The organism is Microbispora sp. KK1-11, from assembly GCF_006874435.1.
Lineage (GTDB): Bacteria > Actinomycetota > Actinomycetes > Streptosporangiales > Streptosporangiaceae > Microbispora > Microbispora catharanthi.
This window is the reverse complement of sequence record NZ_VIRJ01000015.1, coordinates 31155-49340: the sequence shown is the minus strand read 5'-3', so window position 1 is coordinate 49340 and position 18186 is coordinate 31155. Positions and strand designations below refer to the sequence as shown.

General features: G+C 72.5%; 18 protein-coding genes. 10 read left to right on the top strand and 8 right to left on the bottom strand.

Annotated elements, in window-relative coordinates; translation table 11 throughout:
* Positions 1–7: 7 nt before the first annotated feature.
* From FLW16_RS21840 to FLW16_RS21830, 3 genes are read right to left on the bottom strand one after another with little or no spacing between them, the layout of a single operon-like run.
* Positions 8–1297: an MFS transporter gene (locus FLW16_RS21840; RefSeq protein WP_142561969.1), complete on the bottom strand. Its 1290-nt coding sequence runs from the start codon at positions 1295–1297 to the stop codon at positions 8–10.
* A gap of 19 nt (positions 1298–1316) precedes the next feature.
* On the bottom strand, positions 1317–2960 hold the full coding sequence (locus FLW16_RS21835; RefSeq protein ID WP_260615478.1) for an urease subunit alpha: 1644 nt from the start codon (positions 2958–2960) through the stop codon (positions 1317–1319).
* 5 nt (positions 2961–2965) lie between these two features.
* Entirely contained in the window at positions 2966–3532 is a 567-nt protein-coding gene (locus FLW16_RS21830; protein WP_142561967.1) for an urease subunit gamma, read from the bottom strand.
* A 122-nt stretch (positions 3533–3654) separates the two neighbouring features.
* Between FLW16_RS21830 and FLW16_RS21825 the strand changes: the two genes are divergently transcribed.
* Positions 3655–4824, top strand: coding sequence for a CdaR family transcriptional regulator (locus tag FLW16_RS21825; RefSeq protein ID WP_142561966.1), 1170 nt, complete (start codon positions 3655–3657; stop codon positions 4822–4824).
* Here FLW16_RS21825 and FLW16_RS21820 read toward each other — a convergent pair.
* Together FLW16_RS21820 and FLW16_RS21815 are read right to left on the bottom strand one after the other, a co-directional pair.
* Entirely contained in the window at positions 4821–5456 is a 636-nt protein-coding gene (locus FLW16_RS21820) for a hypothetical protein (protein WP_142561965.1), read from the bottom strand. The genes FLW16_RS21825 and FLW16_RS21820 overlap by 4 nt on opposite strands.
* Before the next feature lie 42 nt (positions 5457–5498).
* Entirely contained in the window at positions 5499–6278 is a 780-nt protein-coding gene (locus FLW16_RS21815) for an HAD-IIA family hydrolase (protein WP_079319985.1), read from the bottom strand.
* Between the two features lie 89 nt (positions 6279–6367).
* Between FLW16_RS21815 and FLW16_RS21810 the strand changes: the two genes are divergently transcribed.
* Together FLW16_RS21810 and FLW16_RS21805 are read left to right on the top strand one after the other, a co-directional pair.
* A complete protein-coding gene (locus FLW16_RS21810; RefSeq protein WP_142561964.1) occupies positions 6368–7429 on the top strand; it encodes an LLM class flavin-dependent oxidoreductase in 1062 nt (353 codons plus the stop codon).
* Between the two features lie 141 nt (positions 7430–7570).
* The gene (locus FLW16_RS21805; protein WP_142561963.1) at positions 7571–7891 is read left to right on the top strand and encodes a hypothetical protein; all 321 of its coding nucleotides are present in this window, start codon (positions 7571–7573) and stop codon (positions 7889–7891) included.
* 46 nt (positions 7892–7937) lie between these two features.
* On the opposite strand, the gene FLW16_RS21800 is transcribed toward FLW16_RS21805, so the two are convergent.
* The gene (locus FLW16_RS21800; RefSeq protein ID WP_142561962.1) at positions 7938–8837 is read right to left on the bottom strand and encodes a TIGR03619 family F420-dependent LLM class oxidoreductase; all 900 of its coding nucleotides are present in this window, start codon (positions 8835–8837) and stop codon (positions 7938–7940) included.
* A gap of 23 nt (positions 8838–8860) precedes the next feature.
* Between FLW16_RS21800 and FLW16_RS21795 the strand changes: the two genes are divergently transcribed.
* On the top strand, positions 8861–9706 hold the full coding sequence (locus tag FLW16_RS21795; protein ID WP_260615457.1) for a phosphotransferase family protein: 846 nt from the start codon (positions 8861–8863) through the stop codon (positions 9704–9706).
* Positions 9707–9725: 19 nt separating this feature from the next.
* Positions 9726–9983 carry a zf-TFIIB domain-containing protein gene (locus FLW16_RS21790; RefSeq protein WP_079319226.1) on the top strand — a complete coding sequence of 86 codons (258 nt, stop codon included), beginning with the start codon at positions 9726–9728 and terminating at the stop codon, positions 9981–9983.
* Between the two features lie 66 nt (positions 9984–10049).
* On the opposite strand, the gene FLW16_RS21785 is transcribed toward FLW16_RS21790, so the two are convergent.
* A complete protein-coding gene (locus tag FLW16_RS21785; protein WP_142561960.1) occupies positions 10050–11015 on the bottom strand; it encodes a hypothetical protein in 966 nt (321 codons plus the stop codon).
* Positions 11016–11058: 43 nt separating this feature from the next.
* Entirely contained in the window at positions 11059–12642 is a 1584-nt protein-coding gene (locus FLW16_RS21780) for an ABC-F family ATP-binding cassette domain-containing protein (RefSeq protein ID WP_142561959.1), read from the bottom strand.
* 399 nt (positions 12643–13041) lie between these two features.
* Between FLW16_RS21780 and efeU the strand changes: the two genes are divergently transcribed.
* From efeU to FLW16_RS21755, 5 genes are read left to right on the top strand one after another with little or no spacing between them, the layout of a single operon-like run.
* Entirely contained in the window at positions 13042–13884 is an 843-nt protein-coding gene (efeU, locus tag FLW16_RS21775) for an iron uptake transporter permease EfeU (RefSeq protein WP_142561958.1), read from the top strand.
* 15 nt (positions 13885–13899) lie between these two features.
* Positions 13900–15036, top strand: coding sequence for an iron uptake system protein EfeO (efeO, locus tag FLW16_RS21770; RefSeq protein ID WP_142561957.1), 1137 nt, complete (start codon positions 13900–13902; stop codon positions 15034–15036).
* Positions 15033–16301 (top strand): iron uptake transporter deferrochelatase/peroxidase subunit, encoded by a 1269-nt coding sequence (gene efeB / locus FLW16_RS21765; RefSeq protein ID WP_142561956.1) that lies wholly within the window; start codon positions 15033–15035, stop codon positions 16299–16301. Before efeO ends, efeB begins: the two co-directional genes overlap by 4 nt.
* Before the next feature lie 47 nt (positions 16302–16348).
* Positions 16349–16825, top strand: coding sequence for an Rrf2 family transcriptional regulator (locus tag FLW16_RS21760; protein WP_142561955.1), 477 nt, complete (start codon positions 16349–16351; stop codon positions 16823–16825).
* A 45-nt stretch (positions 16826–16870) separates the two neighbouring features.
* Positions 16871–18100 carry an MFS transporter gene (locus FLW16_RS21755; RefSeq protein WP_221891212.1) on the top strand — a complete coding sequence of 410 codons (1230 nt, stop codon included), beginning with the start codon at positions 16871–16873 and terminating at the stop codon, positions 18098–18100.
* Positions 18101–18186: the final 86 nt, after the last annotated feature.

The following is an 18186-nucleotide window of genomic DNA, read 5'->3' as shown; positions in this document are numbered from 1 at the left end:
AGGTTGCTCAGGCGGCCGTGGTGACGGGCCGGGCCTTCGCCGCGGCGGCGGAGCGGTACCGCAGGCCGGCGACGCACGCCATCGTCAGCAGGATGATCACGATGTACTGCGCCACGACGAGCCAGATCGTTCCCGACCAGGTCAGCAGCGCCTGCGCGATGAGCGGGGTGGTGCCGCCGATCAGCGCGCCGCACAGCTGGTAGGACAGCGAGATGCCGGTGTAGCGCACCCTGGCCGGGAACACCTCGGCGAGGAAGCCCGCAAGCGCCGCGTACGACGAGCCTCCGAACACGATGCTCAGGGCGAGTCCCAGCGTGGCCAGCGGCGCGGAACCGGTGCCGACCAGCAGGAACGTCACCGGCGTCATGACGATCAGCACCGTGAACGCCGCCAGCATGAACTTCGCGGCTCCCCAGCGCTGGCCGAGCACGGCCCCCACGGGCTGCGTGACGAACTGCACGACCGACACGACGAGCAGCACGTTCAGCATCGTGCCCTTCGCGATGCCGAGGTCGGTGGTGGCCCACGACAGGATGAAGGTGTTGGTGAAGTAGGCCGAGGCGATGCCGACGCCGCTCGCCCCGATGCCGAGCAGCACCAGCGGCCAGGCCGTGCGGAAGACCTCGGCGACGGGGAGCTTGGCGACCTCCCGCTGCTCGCGCATCCGCACGAACTCCGGCGACTCCTCCACCCGCAGCCGGATGACCAGCCCGATCACGAGCAGGACGGCGGAGGCGAGGAACGGGATGCGCCAGCCGTACGACAGGAACGCGTCCTCGGGCAGCAGGTTGACCAGGGCGAACATGCCGGTGGCGAGGATCGAGCCCGCGGGCGAGCCCTGCTGGGCGAACGCCGCGTAGAAGACGCGCTTGGGTCCGGCGTGCTCGGCGGCGATCAGCACGGCGCCGCCCCACTCGCCGCCCACCGCGATGCCCTGCACCAGCCGGAGCACGGCCAGCAGCGCGGGCGCCGCCATGCCGACGGACGCGTACGTGGGCAGCACGCCCACCAGGGTCGTCGCGCCGCCCATGAGGAGCAGCGTCGTGATGAGGGTGCCCTTGCGGCCGATCCGGTCGCCGAGGTGGCCGAAGACCACCCCGCCGAGGGGACGGGCCAGGAACCCGACCCAGAACGTGGCGAAGGACGCCATGACGCCCGCCGTGGGGCTGGCCTCCGGGAAGAACAGCTTGCCGAAGACCAGCGCCGAGGCGGTTCCGTAGATGTAGAAGTCGTACCACTCGATGGAGGTGCCGACGAAGGAGGCGATGCCCGCGCCGCGGGCCTTGCTCGTACTCAATTGGGTATCACCAGGGGGACTAGGCGAAGTGATGCAGTCGGGACAGGGGCACCTCGGTGGCGGGGTCCACGTGGACCTCGGCCCCGTCCACCAGGACGGGGCCGGGCTCCCGTGACACCTCGACCCGCGGGGTCGCCGTGTTGCGGCACATGTCGGCCCTGGTCAGGCCACGCGCGCGGCGGATGGCCGCGTAACGCAGGCCCGCGGGCAGCGCCTCACGGGCGTCCGCGGAGTCCAGCGCCTCGTGGGCGACGAAGATCCGCGACAGACGGGCCGGCGCGTCGCCGAGCCCGCCGAAGTACGGGCGGTAGATGCGGGGCTGGGTCAGCCGCGTCGAACCCGAGCCGCTGCCGGACACGCCCCAGGCGACGAAGCCGGCTTTGATCACGAGTTCGGGCTTGGTGCCGAACCACGCCGGGTTCCACAGCACGATGTCGGCCAGGCGCCCCGGCTGGAGGGTGCCGACCTCGTGCGCGATCCCATGGGCGACGGCGGGGTTGAGCGTGAGCTTGGCCAGGTAGCGCAGCACCCGGGCGTTGTCGGGTTGCGGGGCCTCCGTGCGCAGCGCCTGCAGGTGGGCGAGCTGCCAGGTCCTGCGGATCGTCTCGGCGACCCGTCCCATGCCCATCGAGTCGGAGTTGACGATGCTGATGGCGCCGAGGTCGTGTAGCGCGTTCTCGGCCGCGATGGCGTGCGCCCTGATCCGGGTGCGGGTCACCTCGACGTCGCTGTCGATGTGGTGGTTCTGCCGGTGGACGGTCATCGTCATCGGGAACAGCTCGCCGACCGTGTTGGTGGTGTAGGGGATGGTCGGCGTCGTGGACGACGGCAGGATGTTCGGCTCGGAGAGGATCTGGAGAAGGTCGGGGTGGCCGCCGCCGCCCTCCACGTGGTAGGCGTGCACCGTGCGGCCCCGGGTGGCGGCGATCGTGTCGGCCAGGTAGCCCGACTCGTTCATCGAGTCGGTGTGCAGTGCCACCGGCAGATCCGCCTGCTCGGCGACCCCGAGGCAGGTGTCCACGATCCGGGGGGTCGCGCCGAAGTCCTCATGGATCTTGAAACCCCCGGCGCCGGCGAGCACGGCCTCCTCCAGCAGCCTGGTCGAGCTGGAGGAGCCGCGGGCGAGGAAGGCGACGTTCATCGGGGTGCCCCGCCAGGCGCTCATCAGCGTGTGCAGGTTGTGCGCGGGGTTGCAGCCCACGTCCCACACGCCGCCGAGCCCCATGCCCACGACGGTCGTCACGCCGGAGGCGAGCGCCGCCGGGGCGATCTCGGGCGAGGACAGGTGCACGTGCGAGTCGATGACGCCCGGCGTCGCGATGAGGCCCTCGCCGGTGACGATCGCGGTGTGGGAGTCGATGGCGAAGTCCCCGCCGCCGATGCTGACGACCCGGCCGTCCTTGACGCCGATGGCCGTCTTGCGCACGCCGAGCACCGCGTCGAGCAGCACGACGTTGGTGACGACCAGGTCGAGCGCCGACTCCCGGTCGGCGCGCGGGGAGGCCAGCAGCCCGTCCCGCAGCGTCTTGCCGCATCCGCCGAGCAACTCGTCGCCGTACGGCGTGTCGTCGTGCTCGACCTCGACCCACAGGCAGGTGTCGCCGAGCCGTACGCGGTCGCCCGTGGTCGGGCCGTAGATCCTCGCGTAGGTCTCCCTCGGCATGGTCGTCACGCCTTCACCACCTCCACGAGCCGCTCCACTCCGGGAGGGAAGGCGAGCGCCGTGCCCGCCGGGATGTCCAGGCGCATGCCCTCCGCCTGCGCCCGGTCGAAGGACAGGGCGGGGTTGACCTGGTCGAGCGGGAAGTGCGAGGAGACGTAGACGGTCTGCTCGCCCTCGTTGCGCACGGTGATCCGGCCCCGGTCGCGTCCCGCGTTGAGGCACAGCTCCCCGTCGGCGGTCTCCACCGCGCCGGGGCCGCGCCCGTCTCCCAGGCCGAAGGGGGTGTCGACGCAGACCAGGGCCGTGCCGTTGGGGAACAGCGCCTCGACCTGCACCTGCGGCACCAGGTCGGGCACGCCCTCCATCACGTCGTCCGCGGTGAGCAGCGACCGCGCCGCCGCCACGACCTCCTCCAGCGACGCGCCGTCCCAGGCGTGTTCGAGGATCTCGTCGCAGAGCAGGGCGATGGCCTCGGGGGCGTTGAGCCGCCGGCCCCGGGCCCGGCGCCGCCGCGCCAGTTCCGCGACCGTGAAGAGGGTGAGCCGCTCCTGCTCGCGAGGCGTCAGGTGCACAGTCCGCCCTCGCTTTCGTCTCCGCGCAATGGCCCGTCCTTGCGGGCGAGTCAACCGTAGGCGCAGGCCAGGGGCCTTCCCAACGGCATTCCGTCGCGGAAATCGGCGGCTACATTGTGCAGATGAACACTCCCCCTCCGGCCCCGGTGACCGAGCTCGCGCTGCGCTGCCTCGACGACATCGACGACATCGTCGAGGGGTGGCTGGCCCAGGTCGAGCTCGTCGACCCGTACGGGTCACCCGACCCGCCCGTCTCCAGGGACGAGCTGCGGGGCACGGCGCTGACCGGGCTGGACATGCTGCTGCGGCACATCGCCACGGGATCGGTCTCCCCCGGCATGGCCGGGCTCTCCGAGCGCGTCGGGGAGCGCAGGGCCGGACAGGGGGTGCCGCTGAAATCGCTGCTGGCCGCCGCGCGGCTCGACGCCCGGGTGCTCTGGCAGGCCATGAACGCCCGGGTGACGCCGGAGGCGCTGCCCGGCCTGATCGCCGGGGCCCACCTGGTCTGGGAGGCGGTGGAGCAGCACGTGACCGGGCTGATGACGGGCTACCAGCGGGCGGTGCTGGAGATGGGACGGCAGCGGGAGGACCAGCGCAGGGCCTGGTTCACCCGGCTCATGGACAACCAGGGCCGCAATCCCGACGTGGTGCGCGACGCCGGCCGGGTCCTCGGGTTCGATCCGTCGCAGCCGCTCCTCGCCGTGGTCGCCCATCCCGGGGAGGGGGCGGCGCTGCGCGCGGCGGAGGCGGCGATGGCAGGGGGCGGGGTGCACTGCTATCGGCACGAGTCGCCGACCGGCGACGTGCTGATCGTGCAGCCGCCCGCCCGGACCGCCGGCACACCGCGGCCGGTCCTCGCCGCGCTCGCGGGGGTGCGCTGCGGCGTCTCCCCCGTCGTCGCCGGCCTGTCGGAGGTTTCCCGTGCCGTACGGCTGGCCTCGGCGGCCGCGGGGGCGTCCCGGGCCGGGGCGGGTCCGCGGCGGCTGGAGGACGCCTGGCTGGACGTCTTCGTGGGCGGCAGCAGGGAGCTGGCGGCCGAGCTCGCGCGGCAGGTGCTCGGCCCGCTGTCCGCCCTGGGCGGGTCGGAGGGCGAGCGGCTGCTGGAGACCGTACGGATCCATCTGGCCGGCTCGGGCTCGGTCGCCGACACGGCCGCGGCCCTGTACTGCCATCGCAACACCGTGCAGCACCGCTTCGCGCGCTTCCGCGAGCTCACCGGGCGGGACGTGCGCGTCCCCGAGGACGCCGCCGTCGTCGCCCTCGCGCTGCGCGCCGCCGAAACACTCGCTTAGACGCGCCGGTCTTGCATCTCCCAGATGTGGTCGACGACGTGCCAGATGATGCGGCGGGCGGCGTACCGGACGGGCCAGCCCTCACCACCGGGAGGAAACGCCTCCGCGGGCCGCTCGAGCGCCCGCGCGATTTCCTCGCGCATGGCGGTCAGGCCGGCCTCGTCCTTGAAGGGCTTGTGCCGCACGCCGATCTTGCGGGCGTACGCGCGCTCGGCCTCCACGACGTGGGCGACCATCTTGCCCCTGTCCCTGCCGCCGCCCCTGGGGCCCTTGCGCAGCTCCTCAGGGGAGCCCGCGGCCACCTCGGCGAACACCGCCCAGGCCGCGCGGGCGAGGGCGGCCGCGCGCGCGGCCTCCGGCGCCTCCACCGGCTCCCGGTCGAAGTCCGGGATGGCGGAGATCGCGCCGAAGTCCGTCGTGCTGTCGCCCTTGACCCGCTCGACGACCGCCGGGTCCCCCGGCGCGAACTCCAGCCCCGCCCGCTCGGCGATCGCCCGGAAGCGCGGCGTGTAGTCCACGAGCGTGTCGAGCGCGGCCTCCTCGGTCTTGCCGATGCGGCACCAGCCCGGCCAGTCGATCGAGCAGGCGAAGACCTTCTTCGGACCGATTTCCAGGTAGACGCGATGGTTCATGCCGGCCAGCATGGCATCTATACGTGACAGACCACGTCAGGTTCAGACCAGGTCGATGAGGTCGGCCACCGAGTTGACCACCTGCGTGGGCCGGAACGGATACCGGTCGATCTGGTCCTTCTGCGTGACGCCGGTGAGCACCAGGATCGTGTGCAGGCCGGCCTCGATGCCGCAGACGACGTCGGTGTCCATGCGGTCGCCGATCATCGCGGTGGTCTCGCTGTGCGCGTCGATCCGGTTGAGCGCGCTGCGCATCATCATCGGGTTGGGCTTGCCGACGAAGTACGGCTCCACTCCGGTCGCCTTGGTGATCATCGCGGCCACCGCGCCGCAGGCCGGCAGCGAGCCCTCGGTCGAGGGGCCGATGGGGTCGGGGTTGGTCGCGATGAAGCGGGCGCCGTTGTCGATCAGCCGGATCGCCCGCGTTATCGACGTGAAGCTGTAGGTGCGGGTCTCGCCCAGCACCACGTAGTCCGGGTCGAGATCGGTCAGCACGTAGCCGACCTCGTGCAGGGCCGTGGTCAGCCCCGCCTCGCCGATCACGTACGCCGAGCCCTCGGGCCGCTGGTCGGCGAGGAACTTGGCGGTGGCCAGCGCGGAGGTCCAGATCGCCTCGGGCGGCACCTCCAGCCCTGCCGCGCGCAACCGTACGGACAGGTCGCGGGGGGTGTAGATCGAGTTGTTCGTCAGGACGAGGAACCGCTTCCCCGACTCCTTCAGCCGCCTGATGAACTCGTCGGCACCCGGCACCGGCTGCCCCTCGTGGACCAGCACCCCGTCCATGTCGGACAGCCACGACTCGATGGGCTTTCGCTCGCTCATGTGTCCAAGCATGGCAGGTGACGGTGCGGCGAAGCACATCCCTCACCGGGTCCGGAAATATCCTGATGCGACCTCAGGTTGGGCCGAACATGAGCGACGACAACATTCGGGGAGTGCCGCGCGGGACAGCCGAGGCGCCACTGTCGATCCTGGAGCTCGCGACCGTCGGAGAGGGCTCCACGCCCTCCGAGGCGCTGCGCGACGCGACAGAACTGGCCCGCCGGGCCGAGGAGTGGGGCTACCACCGCATCTGGGTCGCCGAACACCACGGAATGCCCGGCGTGGCCAGCTCCTCTCCGGCCGTGCTCATCGCCCACCTCGCGGCGGCGACCCGGTCGATCCGGATCGGCTCCGGCGGCGTGATGCTGCCCAACCACGCCCCGCTGGTGATCGCCGAGCAGTTCGGCACGCTGCACGCGCTGCACCCCGGCCGCATCGACCTCGGCCTCGGCCGCGCCCCCGGCACCGACATGGCCACGGCGAACGCCCTGCGCCGCTCGGCCGAGGTGGACCCCGACGAGTTCCCCCAGCAGGTGGCCGAGCTGACCGGCTTTCTCGACGGCTCCTTCCCGTCCGGCCATCCGTACGAGAAGATCCGGGCCGTGCCGGGCGGCGCCGACTCGGCGACCACGGGCCGGCCGCCGATCTGGCTGCTCGGCTCCAGCGGGTTCAGCGCCAGGCTGGCCGGGCTGCTCGGGCTGCCGTTCGCCTTCGCCCACCACTTCAGCGCCGGCAACACCGAGCCCGCGCTCGACCTCTACCGCTCCTCGTTCCGGCCCTCCCAGGTGCTCGACCGGCCGTACGCGCTGATCGGGGTGGCGGCCGTCGCGGCCGACACCGACGAGGAGGCGCTGCGCCAGACCATGCCGGGCGCGCTGTCGTGGCTGCGCCTGCGCCAGGGCCGGCCCGGCCGTACGCCCACCGTCGAGGAGGCGGAGGCGTACCCGTACACGCCGATGGAGCGGGAGTTCGTCCGCGAACGGCTGTCGACGGTGGTGCACGGCGACCCGCAGACCGTGCGGGACGGGCTGGAGGAGCTGCGCAAGCGCACCGGGGCCGACGAACTGATGATCACCACGCAGGTCCACGGCGGCGCGGCGCGCCTGCGCTCCTACGAGCTGATCGCCCGCGCCTACGGCATGATCCCCTGAGCCACATCCCCTGATCCCCGGCGGAAGCGGTCGCAGAAAAAAGTCGCGCAGACCGTGAACATCGGCGGACCGCCGGTCATCCAAAACGACGGAGACCGGAAGGGAGGGGCCCTTCCGGGTCATCCGGCGAAAGGATGGACCATGCTTCCACGGGGGATCCGCAACGGTGTCCTGACCCTGTCCGCGGCGGCGCTGCTGACCGCGGCCGCCGCCGCTCAGGCCGGCGCCGCGTCCGCCGCCCCGGCGTCCGCGAGCGCCGCGAGCTGCGCGCGCGTCAACCACTCGTCCGGCTACGTCACCCAGACCGTGAAGGTGACCAACAACTGCGGCTACACCGTCTCCTTCTCCGTCCGGCGTGTGGGGCCCGACAGCCCGTGCTACATCGTGCGCCCTGGTCACTACCGGACGTACAAGTGGGGCAACGGGCTGAACTACCAGGGCATCAGGTGGAACTGCTCCTGAGCCGCGCGTCGCGGACGCCCGCCTGAGCGGGCGTCCGCCCAGGACGTCAGCGCTCCGCGGGAGCGAGGGCTTCGAGCGCCTCTTCGGCCCGGCGCATGGAGTCGCGGGGGTCGGCCTCGGGGTTGCCGATCTCGGGGTCGAAGTTGAGGTCGTGGAAGACCTCGGTCACGCCCTTGGCCGCGAGCGCCTCGACGTCCCGCCGGATCTTGTCGTACGACCCGGTCAGCGGGCCCTCGTCGGACGGGCGGACGCGGGTGACGCCGCGGACGACGAACCGCAGCGCGCCGGGGTCGCGGCCCGCCCTCCGGGCCGCCTCCTTCACGATGGCGATCTGCTGGTCGATCGTGTCCAGATCGGCGCGGCTTGAGCTGATCCAGCCGTCGGCGATCCGCCCGGCCCGCTCCAGCGCCACCCGGGCCGTGCCGCCGAGCATCACCGGCGGCGGCGTGGCCGGCTTGGGGTCCTGGTGCGAGCGCGGCACCTCGTAGAACTCGCCCTTGTGCTCGACGACGTCCTCGGTCCACAGCCGCCGCAGCAGCGCGACGTACTCCTCGCCGCGCCTGCCCCGCCGTTCCATCGGCACGCCGGAGGCGGCGAACTCCTCGGGCAGCCAGCCGAGCCCCAGGCCCACGTCGAGCCGGCCGCCGGACACCTCCTGCAGGGAGGCGAGCTGCTTGGCCATCAGGACCGGGGACACGAAGGGCAGGTTGAGCACGGCCACTCCAAGCCGTACCCGCTCGGTGACGCCCGCCAGGTACGCGAGCGCGACGACCGGGTCGTGCACGCTCCGGTAGACCGGCCCCATCGGGTGGCCGACGGGATAGAGCAGGCGCTGGAACGTCCACACCCCGTGGTAGCCGAGCTCGTCCGCGCGGCGCGCGATGCGCCTCATGTTCTCCGGCGTCGCCCACGAGCCCGACACCGGCACCGAAAACCCAATCCTCATAACGGCACCCTAGGGTGTCCTCCGTGATCGAGGAACTGGCGCGGCTGGCGCGCCGCGACGGGCCGGTGACGGTGCTCAAGCAGACCCGCGTGCTCGTCGTCAGGGCAGGCGACGTCGTCGTCAAGGCCCATCCCCCCGGCACCGACGAACGCGCCCTGCGCGCCCGCCTGGACGCCGCCGCGAACCTGCCCGGCGTCATGCTGGCCCCTCTCGGCCTCGAACGGCTGGACGGCAGGCTCGTCACGATCTGGCCCGCCGGCGAGCCGCTGACCATCGCCGACGTCGACGCGGGGACGACCCCCTGGGAGGAGGGCGGCCGGCTGCTCGCCCTGCTGCACTCCCGCCCGGCGCCCCCGGAGCTGCCGCCCGCCGGAGGACCGTCACGGTTACCCAAGGCGATGGCCGACCTGGCGGCGGCCGGCGTCCCGGACCCCGTCGCGGCGCCCATCCGGGCGGCGTACGCGACGCTGCCGCCGGTCCGTGAGGGCGGCGCGCTGACACACGGCGACTGGCACCTCGGCCAGATCGTCCGGCACGACGGCGCGTGGCTGCTGATCGACCCCGACGACCTGGGCGCGGGCGACCCCGCCTGGGACCTGGCCCGCCCGGCCGCGTGGTTCGCCGCCGGCCTGCTCGACCCGCGGGACTGGGAGCGCTTCCTGACCGCCTACCTCGCGGCGGGCGGTACCGCCGTCTCCGCGGACGACCCGTGGCGGGAACTCGACGCGCCGGCCCGGGCGTTGACCGTCCAACTGGCCGCGACGGCGGTGGCCACGGCGGCGCGGGCGGGGGAACCGCCCGACGACGCCGCCGAGGCCCTGGTGTCCGCCTGTGGGAGGATCGTCGCGGCCGCGGAGGCCGAGACCTGACCGAGGGAGAGTTCGTCACATGGAGTGCCCCAAGTGCCGTGGACGGATGCGGACGTTCGACCGCAACGGGGTCCACATCGAGCAGTGCGACAACTGCCGGGGGATTTTCCTGGACTACGGCGAGCTGGAGACGCTGACCCGGATGGAGTCCCAGTGGGCCCAGCAGCACTACGCTCCCCCGCCGCCGGCGCACGGAGGGCCGGCCTGGGGCGGCCACCACGGAGGCCACTACGGCCACCGGCGCAACAGCTGGGTCGGCATGCTGTTCTCCAGCTGACCCCTGCACGGAGGCTTCAGACGGAGGCCGCGGCCCGGATCCGGGCCGCTGCCTCCGCGTGTCCGGTCATCCCGGGAAGGCGTCCGGGTCCACCTCGCTCGTGGTGGCGTTCCCGCCGAACACCGCGTCGAGGGTGAGCGTCCAGTCGCTCCACCTCACGCTGTACCCGGCGTAGACGGTCTGGAATTTCAGCGCGTCGTCGAACTTGGAGAAGCCGCAGTTCCTGGTGAAGGCGCGGGTGCCCCTGTCGTAGTCCACGCCGGTGGTGAAGTAGACGCGGTAGGTGCCGTCCTTGATGTTCGCGACCTTCGCGGTCGACCGCTTGCGCACGTAGAAGCTGACCGCCTTGCGCCCTCCGCGCACGAGGGTCACGACGCCGTCCTGCGTGCCGCCGTTCTTCACGGTCAGGCTGCCCCGGCCGCCGCGGATCGCCGAGAGCAGCGTCGCGCCGTTGCCGAGGCGGCGGGCGCGCTGGGCCGGCGGCTTGATCTGGACCACCGGGTAGTCTCCGGCCTTCGCGAGGTCGCCCGCGGAAGCCTTGAAGTCCTTGAACTCGCCCGACCGGCCGAGCCCGGCCAGCACGGCCGTCCCGCTGCACAGGGCGTGCGACGTCACGTCCTCGTCGAGCGCGCCGAGCCTGCCGTTCAGGCCGCGCAGCGCCGCGACGTAGTCGGCGTGCTCGGGGGCGACGTCCGCGGGAGGCCGCAGGCCGCCGAGCCGCTCCAGCGCGGACTCCAGGGCGCTTTCCGCCCGGTCGATGCGCTGATGGAGCGACCGGAAGGTCCGCGCCTTGGCGATGGCGGCGAGCGTCGTGCGGGCCGGGCGGCCGGCGGCGTCGAGGGCGCTCCGGTACGCCTCCGGCGTCAACGCCGGTGGGCCGGAGGCGGCGGCGGACGGCGCCGCCTCCTCACTGGAGGCGGCCTTTCCCGATCCGCCGGGCGATCCCGTGCAGGCCGCGAGCGTGAAGGACGCGGCCAGCACGGCGACGGCGCCGGCCGGGACGGTGCGTGAGAAGGTCCGGGGGGAGATCACGCGAAACACTGTCAGCCGGTGAGCGCACGCTGTCAACACGTGTTCACGCCGACGACGTCGCCCCCTCCGGGCCCAGGGTGAGCCACCGGGTGATGCCGATGGACTCCAGGAACGGCAGGTCGTGGGAGACCACCACGAGCGCCCCCCGGTAGGCCGACAGCGCTTGCGCGAGCTGGCGCACGCTGGCCAGGTCGAGGTTGTTGGTCGGCTCGTCCAGCAGCAGGAGCCGCGGCGCGGGCTCGGCCAGCAGCAGCGAGGCCAGCACGGCGCGGAAGCGCTCGCCTCCCGACAGCGTGCCCGCCGGCCGTTCGGCCCGTGCGCCCCGGAACAGGAACCGGGCGAGCCCGGCCCTGACCGCGTTGACCGACGCCGCGGGCGCGACCGCCCGCACGTTGTCGACCAGACTGAGCGCGTCGTCGAGCACGTCGAGCCGCTGCGGCAGGTAGCGCACCGGGACGTTGAGCCGGACCGAGCCCTCACCCGGCGGGATCTCCCCCAGGATCGTGCGCAGCAGGGTCGTCTTGCCCGAGCCGTTCGGCCCCAGCAGGGCGACCCGCTCCGGGCCGCGGACGACCAGGTCGCCGATCGGCCCGGCGGCCGTGCGCAGGCCGTCCAGTTCGAGCACGGTGCGCCCGGCCGGCACCGCCGTGGCGGGCAGCTCCACCCGGATCTCGGCGTCGTCGCGCACCGCCTCCTCCGCCTCGGCCAGCCGCTCGCGGGCGGCCGCCACCTTCTCCTCGTGCATCATGCGGTGCTTGCCCGCCGAGACCTGTGCCTGGCGCTTGCGCTCCTGCATGATGATCTTCGGCTCGCGCTTCTGCTCGTACATCTTGTTGCCGTAGCGCACCCGCCGCGCCAGCTTGGTCTGCGCCTCGGCCAGCTCGCGCCGCTGGCGGCGCAGGTCGCCCTCGGCCGCGCGCACCGTCCGTTCGGCGGCCTCCCGCTCGACCGCGAGCACCTCCTCGTACTCGCCGAGTGTGCCGCCGAACGTACGGCGGGCGGGCAGGTCGGCGATCTGGTCCACCAGGTCGAGCAGCGTGCGGTCGTGGCTGACGACGACCAGCGTCCTCGTCCACGACGAGACGGCGTCGTACAGGCGCCGCCGGGCGTCGAGGTCGAGGTTGTTGGTCGGCTCGTCGAGCAGCAGCACGTCGGGCTCGGCGAGAAAGCGCGCGGCGAGGCCGACCATGACGGTCTCGCCGCCCGAGAGCGTCGCGACCGTCCGGTCGAGGTCCACCCCCGCGAGCCCGAGGCGGTCGAGCTCGGCGCGGGCGCGCTCCTCGACGTCCCAGACCACCGCGTCGAAGTTCGCCTCGCTCAGGTCGCCCCGCTCGATGGCGTGCAGCGCCTCCCGCGCGGGTGTGATCCCCAGCAGGTCGGACACCGTACGGCTCGCGCCGAGCGGGAGGTTCTGCGGCAGGTAGCCCAGCCGCCCCGTGACCGACACCGAGCCGCTCGCCGGGGTCAGCTCTCCGGCGATCAGCTTGAGCAGGGTGGACTTGCCGCTGCCGTTGACGCCGATGAGCCCGGTCCGGCCGGCGCCGAACGCGAAGTCGAGCTCCTCGAAGACGGACGTCCCGTCGGGCCAGGAGAACGACAGATCCGTACAGACAATGGAATGAGACATGAGGCGGCTCCGGGTATCCCCAAGGGCGGAATGGTGAACAACCGTGGAGACACCGCGGGCACGGGCCGCGAGGCGAGGGTCTGCCTGAGGTCGCTGCGCCGGACCACCGATGGCGGCCGTGGACGCGGTGTCGAGACCTCAGAGCTCCAAGTGACCCTCCAGGGTGCGGCGGCAGGACGTCCGTCACCATAACGCGGGCCGGGGAAGGGATGCCATCGAATTAATCGGCCGGGCGCCGGGCCGCCACCCGGCGTCCTCCTTGCCGGCGAAGGCGGGCCCTGGTCTCACCCGTCCCTGAAGGTGACAAAAGACCTACCCCGCTCCACGGGTTCGGGACCTTGTCGGTAAGGTGAACCTGCCCTAAGTTAGGTTAGGCTTACCGACCGTCCGGAGGACGATGTGTTCGCGAGTTACCTCATCGGCCTTCGAGAGGGCCTCGAGGCCTCTCTTGTGGTCTCCATCCTCGTGGCCTTCCTCGTCAAGAGCGGCCGCCGCGAGCGGCTGCCCATGGTCTGGGCCGGCGTCGGCGTCGCCGTCCTCCTCTCCGTCGGGTTCGGCGCGCTGCTGACCTTCACCGCGGCCCACCTCGCCACGCAGCAGCAGGAGATGTTCGACGCCGTGACATCCCTGGCGGCGACCGTCTTCGTCACCTTCATGATCTTCTGGATGCGCACGACGGCCCGCAAGATGTCGGGCGAGTTGCGGGAGAAGATGGGCGCGGCCCTGGAACTCGGGGCCACCGCCGTGGTCGTGGTGGCGTTCCTGTCGGTCGCCCGCGAGGGGCTGGAGACCGCCCTGCTGTGGTTCGCCGCCGTCCAGGGCGCGACCAGCAGCGCGAGCCCGCTGATCGGCATCACGCTCGGGTTGCTCACCTCGGTCGCGCTGGGCTGGGGGCTCTACCGCAGCGCCCTGCGGATCAACCTCACGAAGTTCTTCACCTGGACGGGCCTGCTGCTGGTCCTGGTGGCCGCCGGGATCTTCAAGTACGGCGTGCACGACCTGCAGGAGTCGGGACTGGTGCCCGGCGGAAACACCTACGCCTTCGACATCAGCGGCGTGCTCGACCCCAGCGCCTGGTACTCGACGCTGCTGAGCGGGATGTTCAACATCACCCCGCAGCCCAGCGTGCTGGAGGCCGTCGCCTGGGTCGTCTACCTGGTTCCCGTCCTCATCCTGTTCCTGCGGCCCGCGGCCAAGACGCCGGCGAGCCCCGCCTCCAAGTCTCCCCAGCCCGCTTCCTGACCGGAGTCCACCGAAATGCGCACCCCCACCGTCCTGGCCGCCGCCGCGCTGACCCTCGCCGGTCTCACCGCATGCTCGTCCACGGGCTCCGGCACCACGACCGAGGCGACCGCGGCCGGCGACGGGAAGATCACCGTGGCCGCCACCGACACCGAGTGCAAGGTGGCGAAGTCCGACCTGGCCGCAGGCACCTCGACCTTCTCGATCACCAACAACGGCACGAAGGTCACCGAGTTCTACGTGTACGCGACGGGCGACCGGGTCATGGGCGAGGTCGAGAACATCGTGCCCGGCCTGACCCGCGAGGTCGTGGTGGAACTTCCCGCGGGCGTGTACGAGACCGCCTGCAAGCCCGGGATGACCGGCAAGGGCATCCGCGGTCCCCTCAAGGTCAGCGGCGAGCACAAGCCGCTGACCGGCGACGCCAAGCTCGCCGAGGCCGTGGCCAGCTACAAGCGCTACATCAAGAGCCAGTCCGACACGCTGCTCGAAAAGACCAAGGAGTTCACCCAGGCGGTCAAGGCCGGCGACGTGGCCAAGGCCAAGGAGCTCTACCCGGTCGCCCGCACCTACTGGGAGCGGATCGAGCCGGTCGCCGAGGTCTTCGGCGACCTCGACCCGGCCATCGACGCGCGGGAGAACGACGTGGCCGACGGCGAGGAGTGGACCGGCTTCCACCGCATCGAGAAGGACCTGTGGGTCAAGAAGGACGTCGGCGGCGACGGCCCGATCGCCGACAAGCTGATGGCCGACGTGAACACGATCGTGACGAAGTCCGCGACGGTCGACCTCTCCCCCGTGCAGCTCGCCAACGGCGCCAAGGGGCTGCTCGACGAGGTCGCCACCGGCAAGATCACCGGTGAGGAGGACCGCTACTCGCACACGGACCTGTGGGACTTCGACGCCAACCTGCAGGGCTCGAAGGCCGCCGTCCAGGCGCTGCGCCCGGTGCTGGAGGAGCGCGACACCGAGCTGGTGAAGACGCTCGACGCGAAGTTCGCCGACGCCGAGAACGCGCTCGCCGCCCACCGCAGCGGCGACGGCTGGAAGCTGCACACGGACCTGTCCAAGGACGACCTCAAGGCGCTGTCCGACGCGATCAACGCCCTGGCCGAGCCGATCAGCAAGGTGGCCTCGGTGGTGGCCCGATGAGCCCGCGCAGCTCGCAGGACGGAGGCATCAGCCGCAGGCGGCTGTTCGGCCTCGGTGCCGCGGGCGTGGCCGCCGTCGGGGCCGGGGCCGTCGTCACGCGGTCGTTCGCGGAGGAGCCGGTCGCCCACGCGGCCTCGGCCTCCGACCCCGTGCCCTTCTACGGCCCGCACCAGGCGGGCGTCACCACTCCCGCCCAGGACCGGCTGCACTTCGTGGCGTTCGACGTGACCACGAAGAAGAAGGCCGAACTGGTGGAGCTGCTCCAGGAGTGGACCGCCGCCGCGGCCCGGATGACCCAGGGCAAGGACGCCGGCACGTTCGGCGCCGTGGGCGGGGCGCCCGAGGCGCCGCCGGACGACACCGGCGAGGCGCTCGGCCTGCCCGCCTCCGGGCTGACGCTGACCGTCGGCTTCGGCCCGTCGCTGTTCGACGATCGGTTCGGTCTCGCCGACCGCAGGCCGCCCGCGCTCGCCGACCTGCCCGCCTTCCCCGGCGAGGACCTGCAGCCCGGCATCTCCGGCGGGGACATCTGCGTGCAGGCGTGCGCGCACGACCCGCAGGTGGCGGTGCACGCCATCCGCAACCTCGCCAGGATCGGCTTCGGCAAGGTCTCCGTGCGCTACTCGCAGCTCGGGTTCGGGCGCACCTCGTCCACCTCGCGGGCGCAGACGACGCCGCGCAACCTCATGGGCTTCAAGGACGGCACCAACAACCTCAAGCTCGAAGACACCGCCATGCTGCGCGATCACCTGTGGGCCGCGCCCGGCGACGGCCCGGCCTGGATGGACGGCGGCACCTACCTGGTCACCCGCAAGATCCGGATGCACATCGAGACCTGGGACCGCGCCCCGCTGGCCGAGCAGGAGGCCATCTTCGGCCGCGACAAGGGCAAGGGCGCGCCGCTCACCGGGCACGGGGAGTTCGACGCGCCGGACTTCGCCAAGAAGGGCCCGGACGGTACGCCGGTGATCGCCGCCAACGCGCACGTACGGCTCGCGCACCCCGACGCCCACGGCGGCGCGCGGCTGCTGCGGCGCGGTTACAACTTCGTGGACGGATCCGACGGCCTCGGGCGGCTCGACGCGGGCCTGTTCTTCATGGCCTACCAGCGCGATCCCCGCAAGCAGTTCGTCCCCATCCAGCGGATGCTGTCCCAGAAGGACGCGCTGAACGAGTACATCAAGCACGTCTCCAGCGGCCTGTTCGCCTGCCCGCCCGGGGTGGTCGACGGCGGCGACTACTGGGGCCGCACGCTGTTCGCCTGACCCCTCCGCCGCCTCCGCGACAAACCGGGATGTGTATAGTCCCGGTTATGCGGATGGGCGAGGGCGTCGAATGGGGACTGCACTGCTGCGTGACGCTGGGCTGGCTCGACGACGAGGCCCCCGTGTCGATCCGCCGGCTGGCCGCCTGGTTCGACCTGCCGCAGGAGTACCTGAAGAAGCGGCTGCAGCCACTCGCCCGCGCCGGGATCCTCACCTCCACCCCCGGCGTCCGGGGCGGCTGGTCGCTCGCCCGCCCACCCGATCGGATCACGGTGATGGACGTCGTCACCGCCGTGGAGGGGCCGCTGGAGGCGTTCCGCTGCACGGAGATCCGGCAGCGCGGAGTGAGCGGGCGTGACGCCGGCTCCGAGTTCGACCGGCCCTGCGGCATCTCCGGCCTCATGCGCCGGGCCGAGCTGGCGTGGCGGCGCGAACTGGCCGGCCGCACGATCGCCGACCTCATGGACGAGGCCCCCGCCGGCGCGGCGCGCACCCGCCGCAACTACGGCCGCATGACCGACTGATCCCCCACCTTGGCACGGAGCGTTCTCATGGACAAAACAGGGACATTGAATGTCCCCATTAGCGCGCGGGAGGCCGCGCCGCGCGGGCTCGGCTCGACCCTCGGCCCTACCCTCGGCCCTACCCTCGGCCCTACCCTCGGCCCTACCCTCGTTCTGGCCCTCGGGACGTTCGCCGTCGGGACCGACGCGTACGTGGTGGCCGGGTTCCTGCCCGCGATGGCGCACTCGCTGGGCGTGACGGAGGGCACCGCCGGGCAGTCGGCGACGGCGTTCGCCGTCGCCTACGCCGTGCTGTCGCCCGTCCTGGCCACCGCGCTGGCCCGGATGCCGCGCCGCGCCCTGCTGGTCGGCGCCCTGGCCGTGCTCGCCCTGGCCAACCTCGCCTCGGCGCTGGCGCCGAACTTCGGCGCGCTGATGGTCACGCGGGTGCTGGCCGCGTCCGGCGCCGCCGCGTTCACCCCGAACGCGGGCGCGGTGGCCGCGTCGCTGGTCGCGCCGGCGCAGCGGGCCAGGGCGCTGGCCGTGGTGGTCGGCGGCCTGACCGTCGCCACCGCCCTCGGCGTGCCCCTGGGCAACCTGGCCGGGAAGATCCTCGACTGGCGCGCGGCGCTCGGCCTGGTCGCGGCGCTGTGCGTGGTCTGCGCACTGGGCGTGTTCGCCGCGATGCCCGCGTTGCCGGGCAACCCGCGCATCCCGCTGCGGGAACGGCTGGCGGCGCTGCGGCGACCGGGGGTGGTCGCGGTGCTGCCGCTGACCGTGCTCGGCCTGGCCGCCGGCTATGGGCTCTACGCCTTCGCCGTTCCGGTGATGCGCGCACTCGGGGCCGGAGCGGGGGCGGAGACCTGGCTGCTGTTCCTGTACGGCGTCGGCGCGGTCGCGGGCAACCTGCTGGCGGGCGCCATGGTGGACCGGCACGGGCCCATCCCCGTGCAGGCCGTGGGGTTCGCCGTGCTCACCGTGACGCTGGCCGCCGCCACCTGGGCGGCCGGGGCGGGCACGCACTGGCTGCCGCTGACCGCCGCGCTGATGGCGGCCTGGGGCGCGGCGACCTGGTTCCAGACCCCGGCGCAGCAGGTCCGGCTGATCAACGCCGCGCCCGGGGAGACCGCCGTGGTCGTCGGCCTGAACTCCTCGGCCCTGTACGCCGGGATCGGCCTCGGCACGGCACTGGCCGGCGCCCTGCTTCCGGTCGGCCCGCCCGTGGCGCTCGCCGTCTGCGCGGGATTGGCCCTGGCGTGCCTGCCCTACCTTGCCGCCACCCGCCGGTTCCGCTGACGCCGTTCTATCGCCAAAAGGTGATATAGCGGTATTCTCGATTACTTCACAATGAGCATTTCCTGAATTCTCAGTCGCGCCCTTCT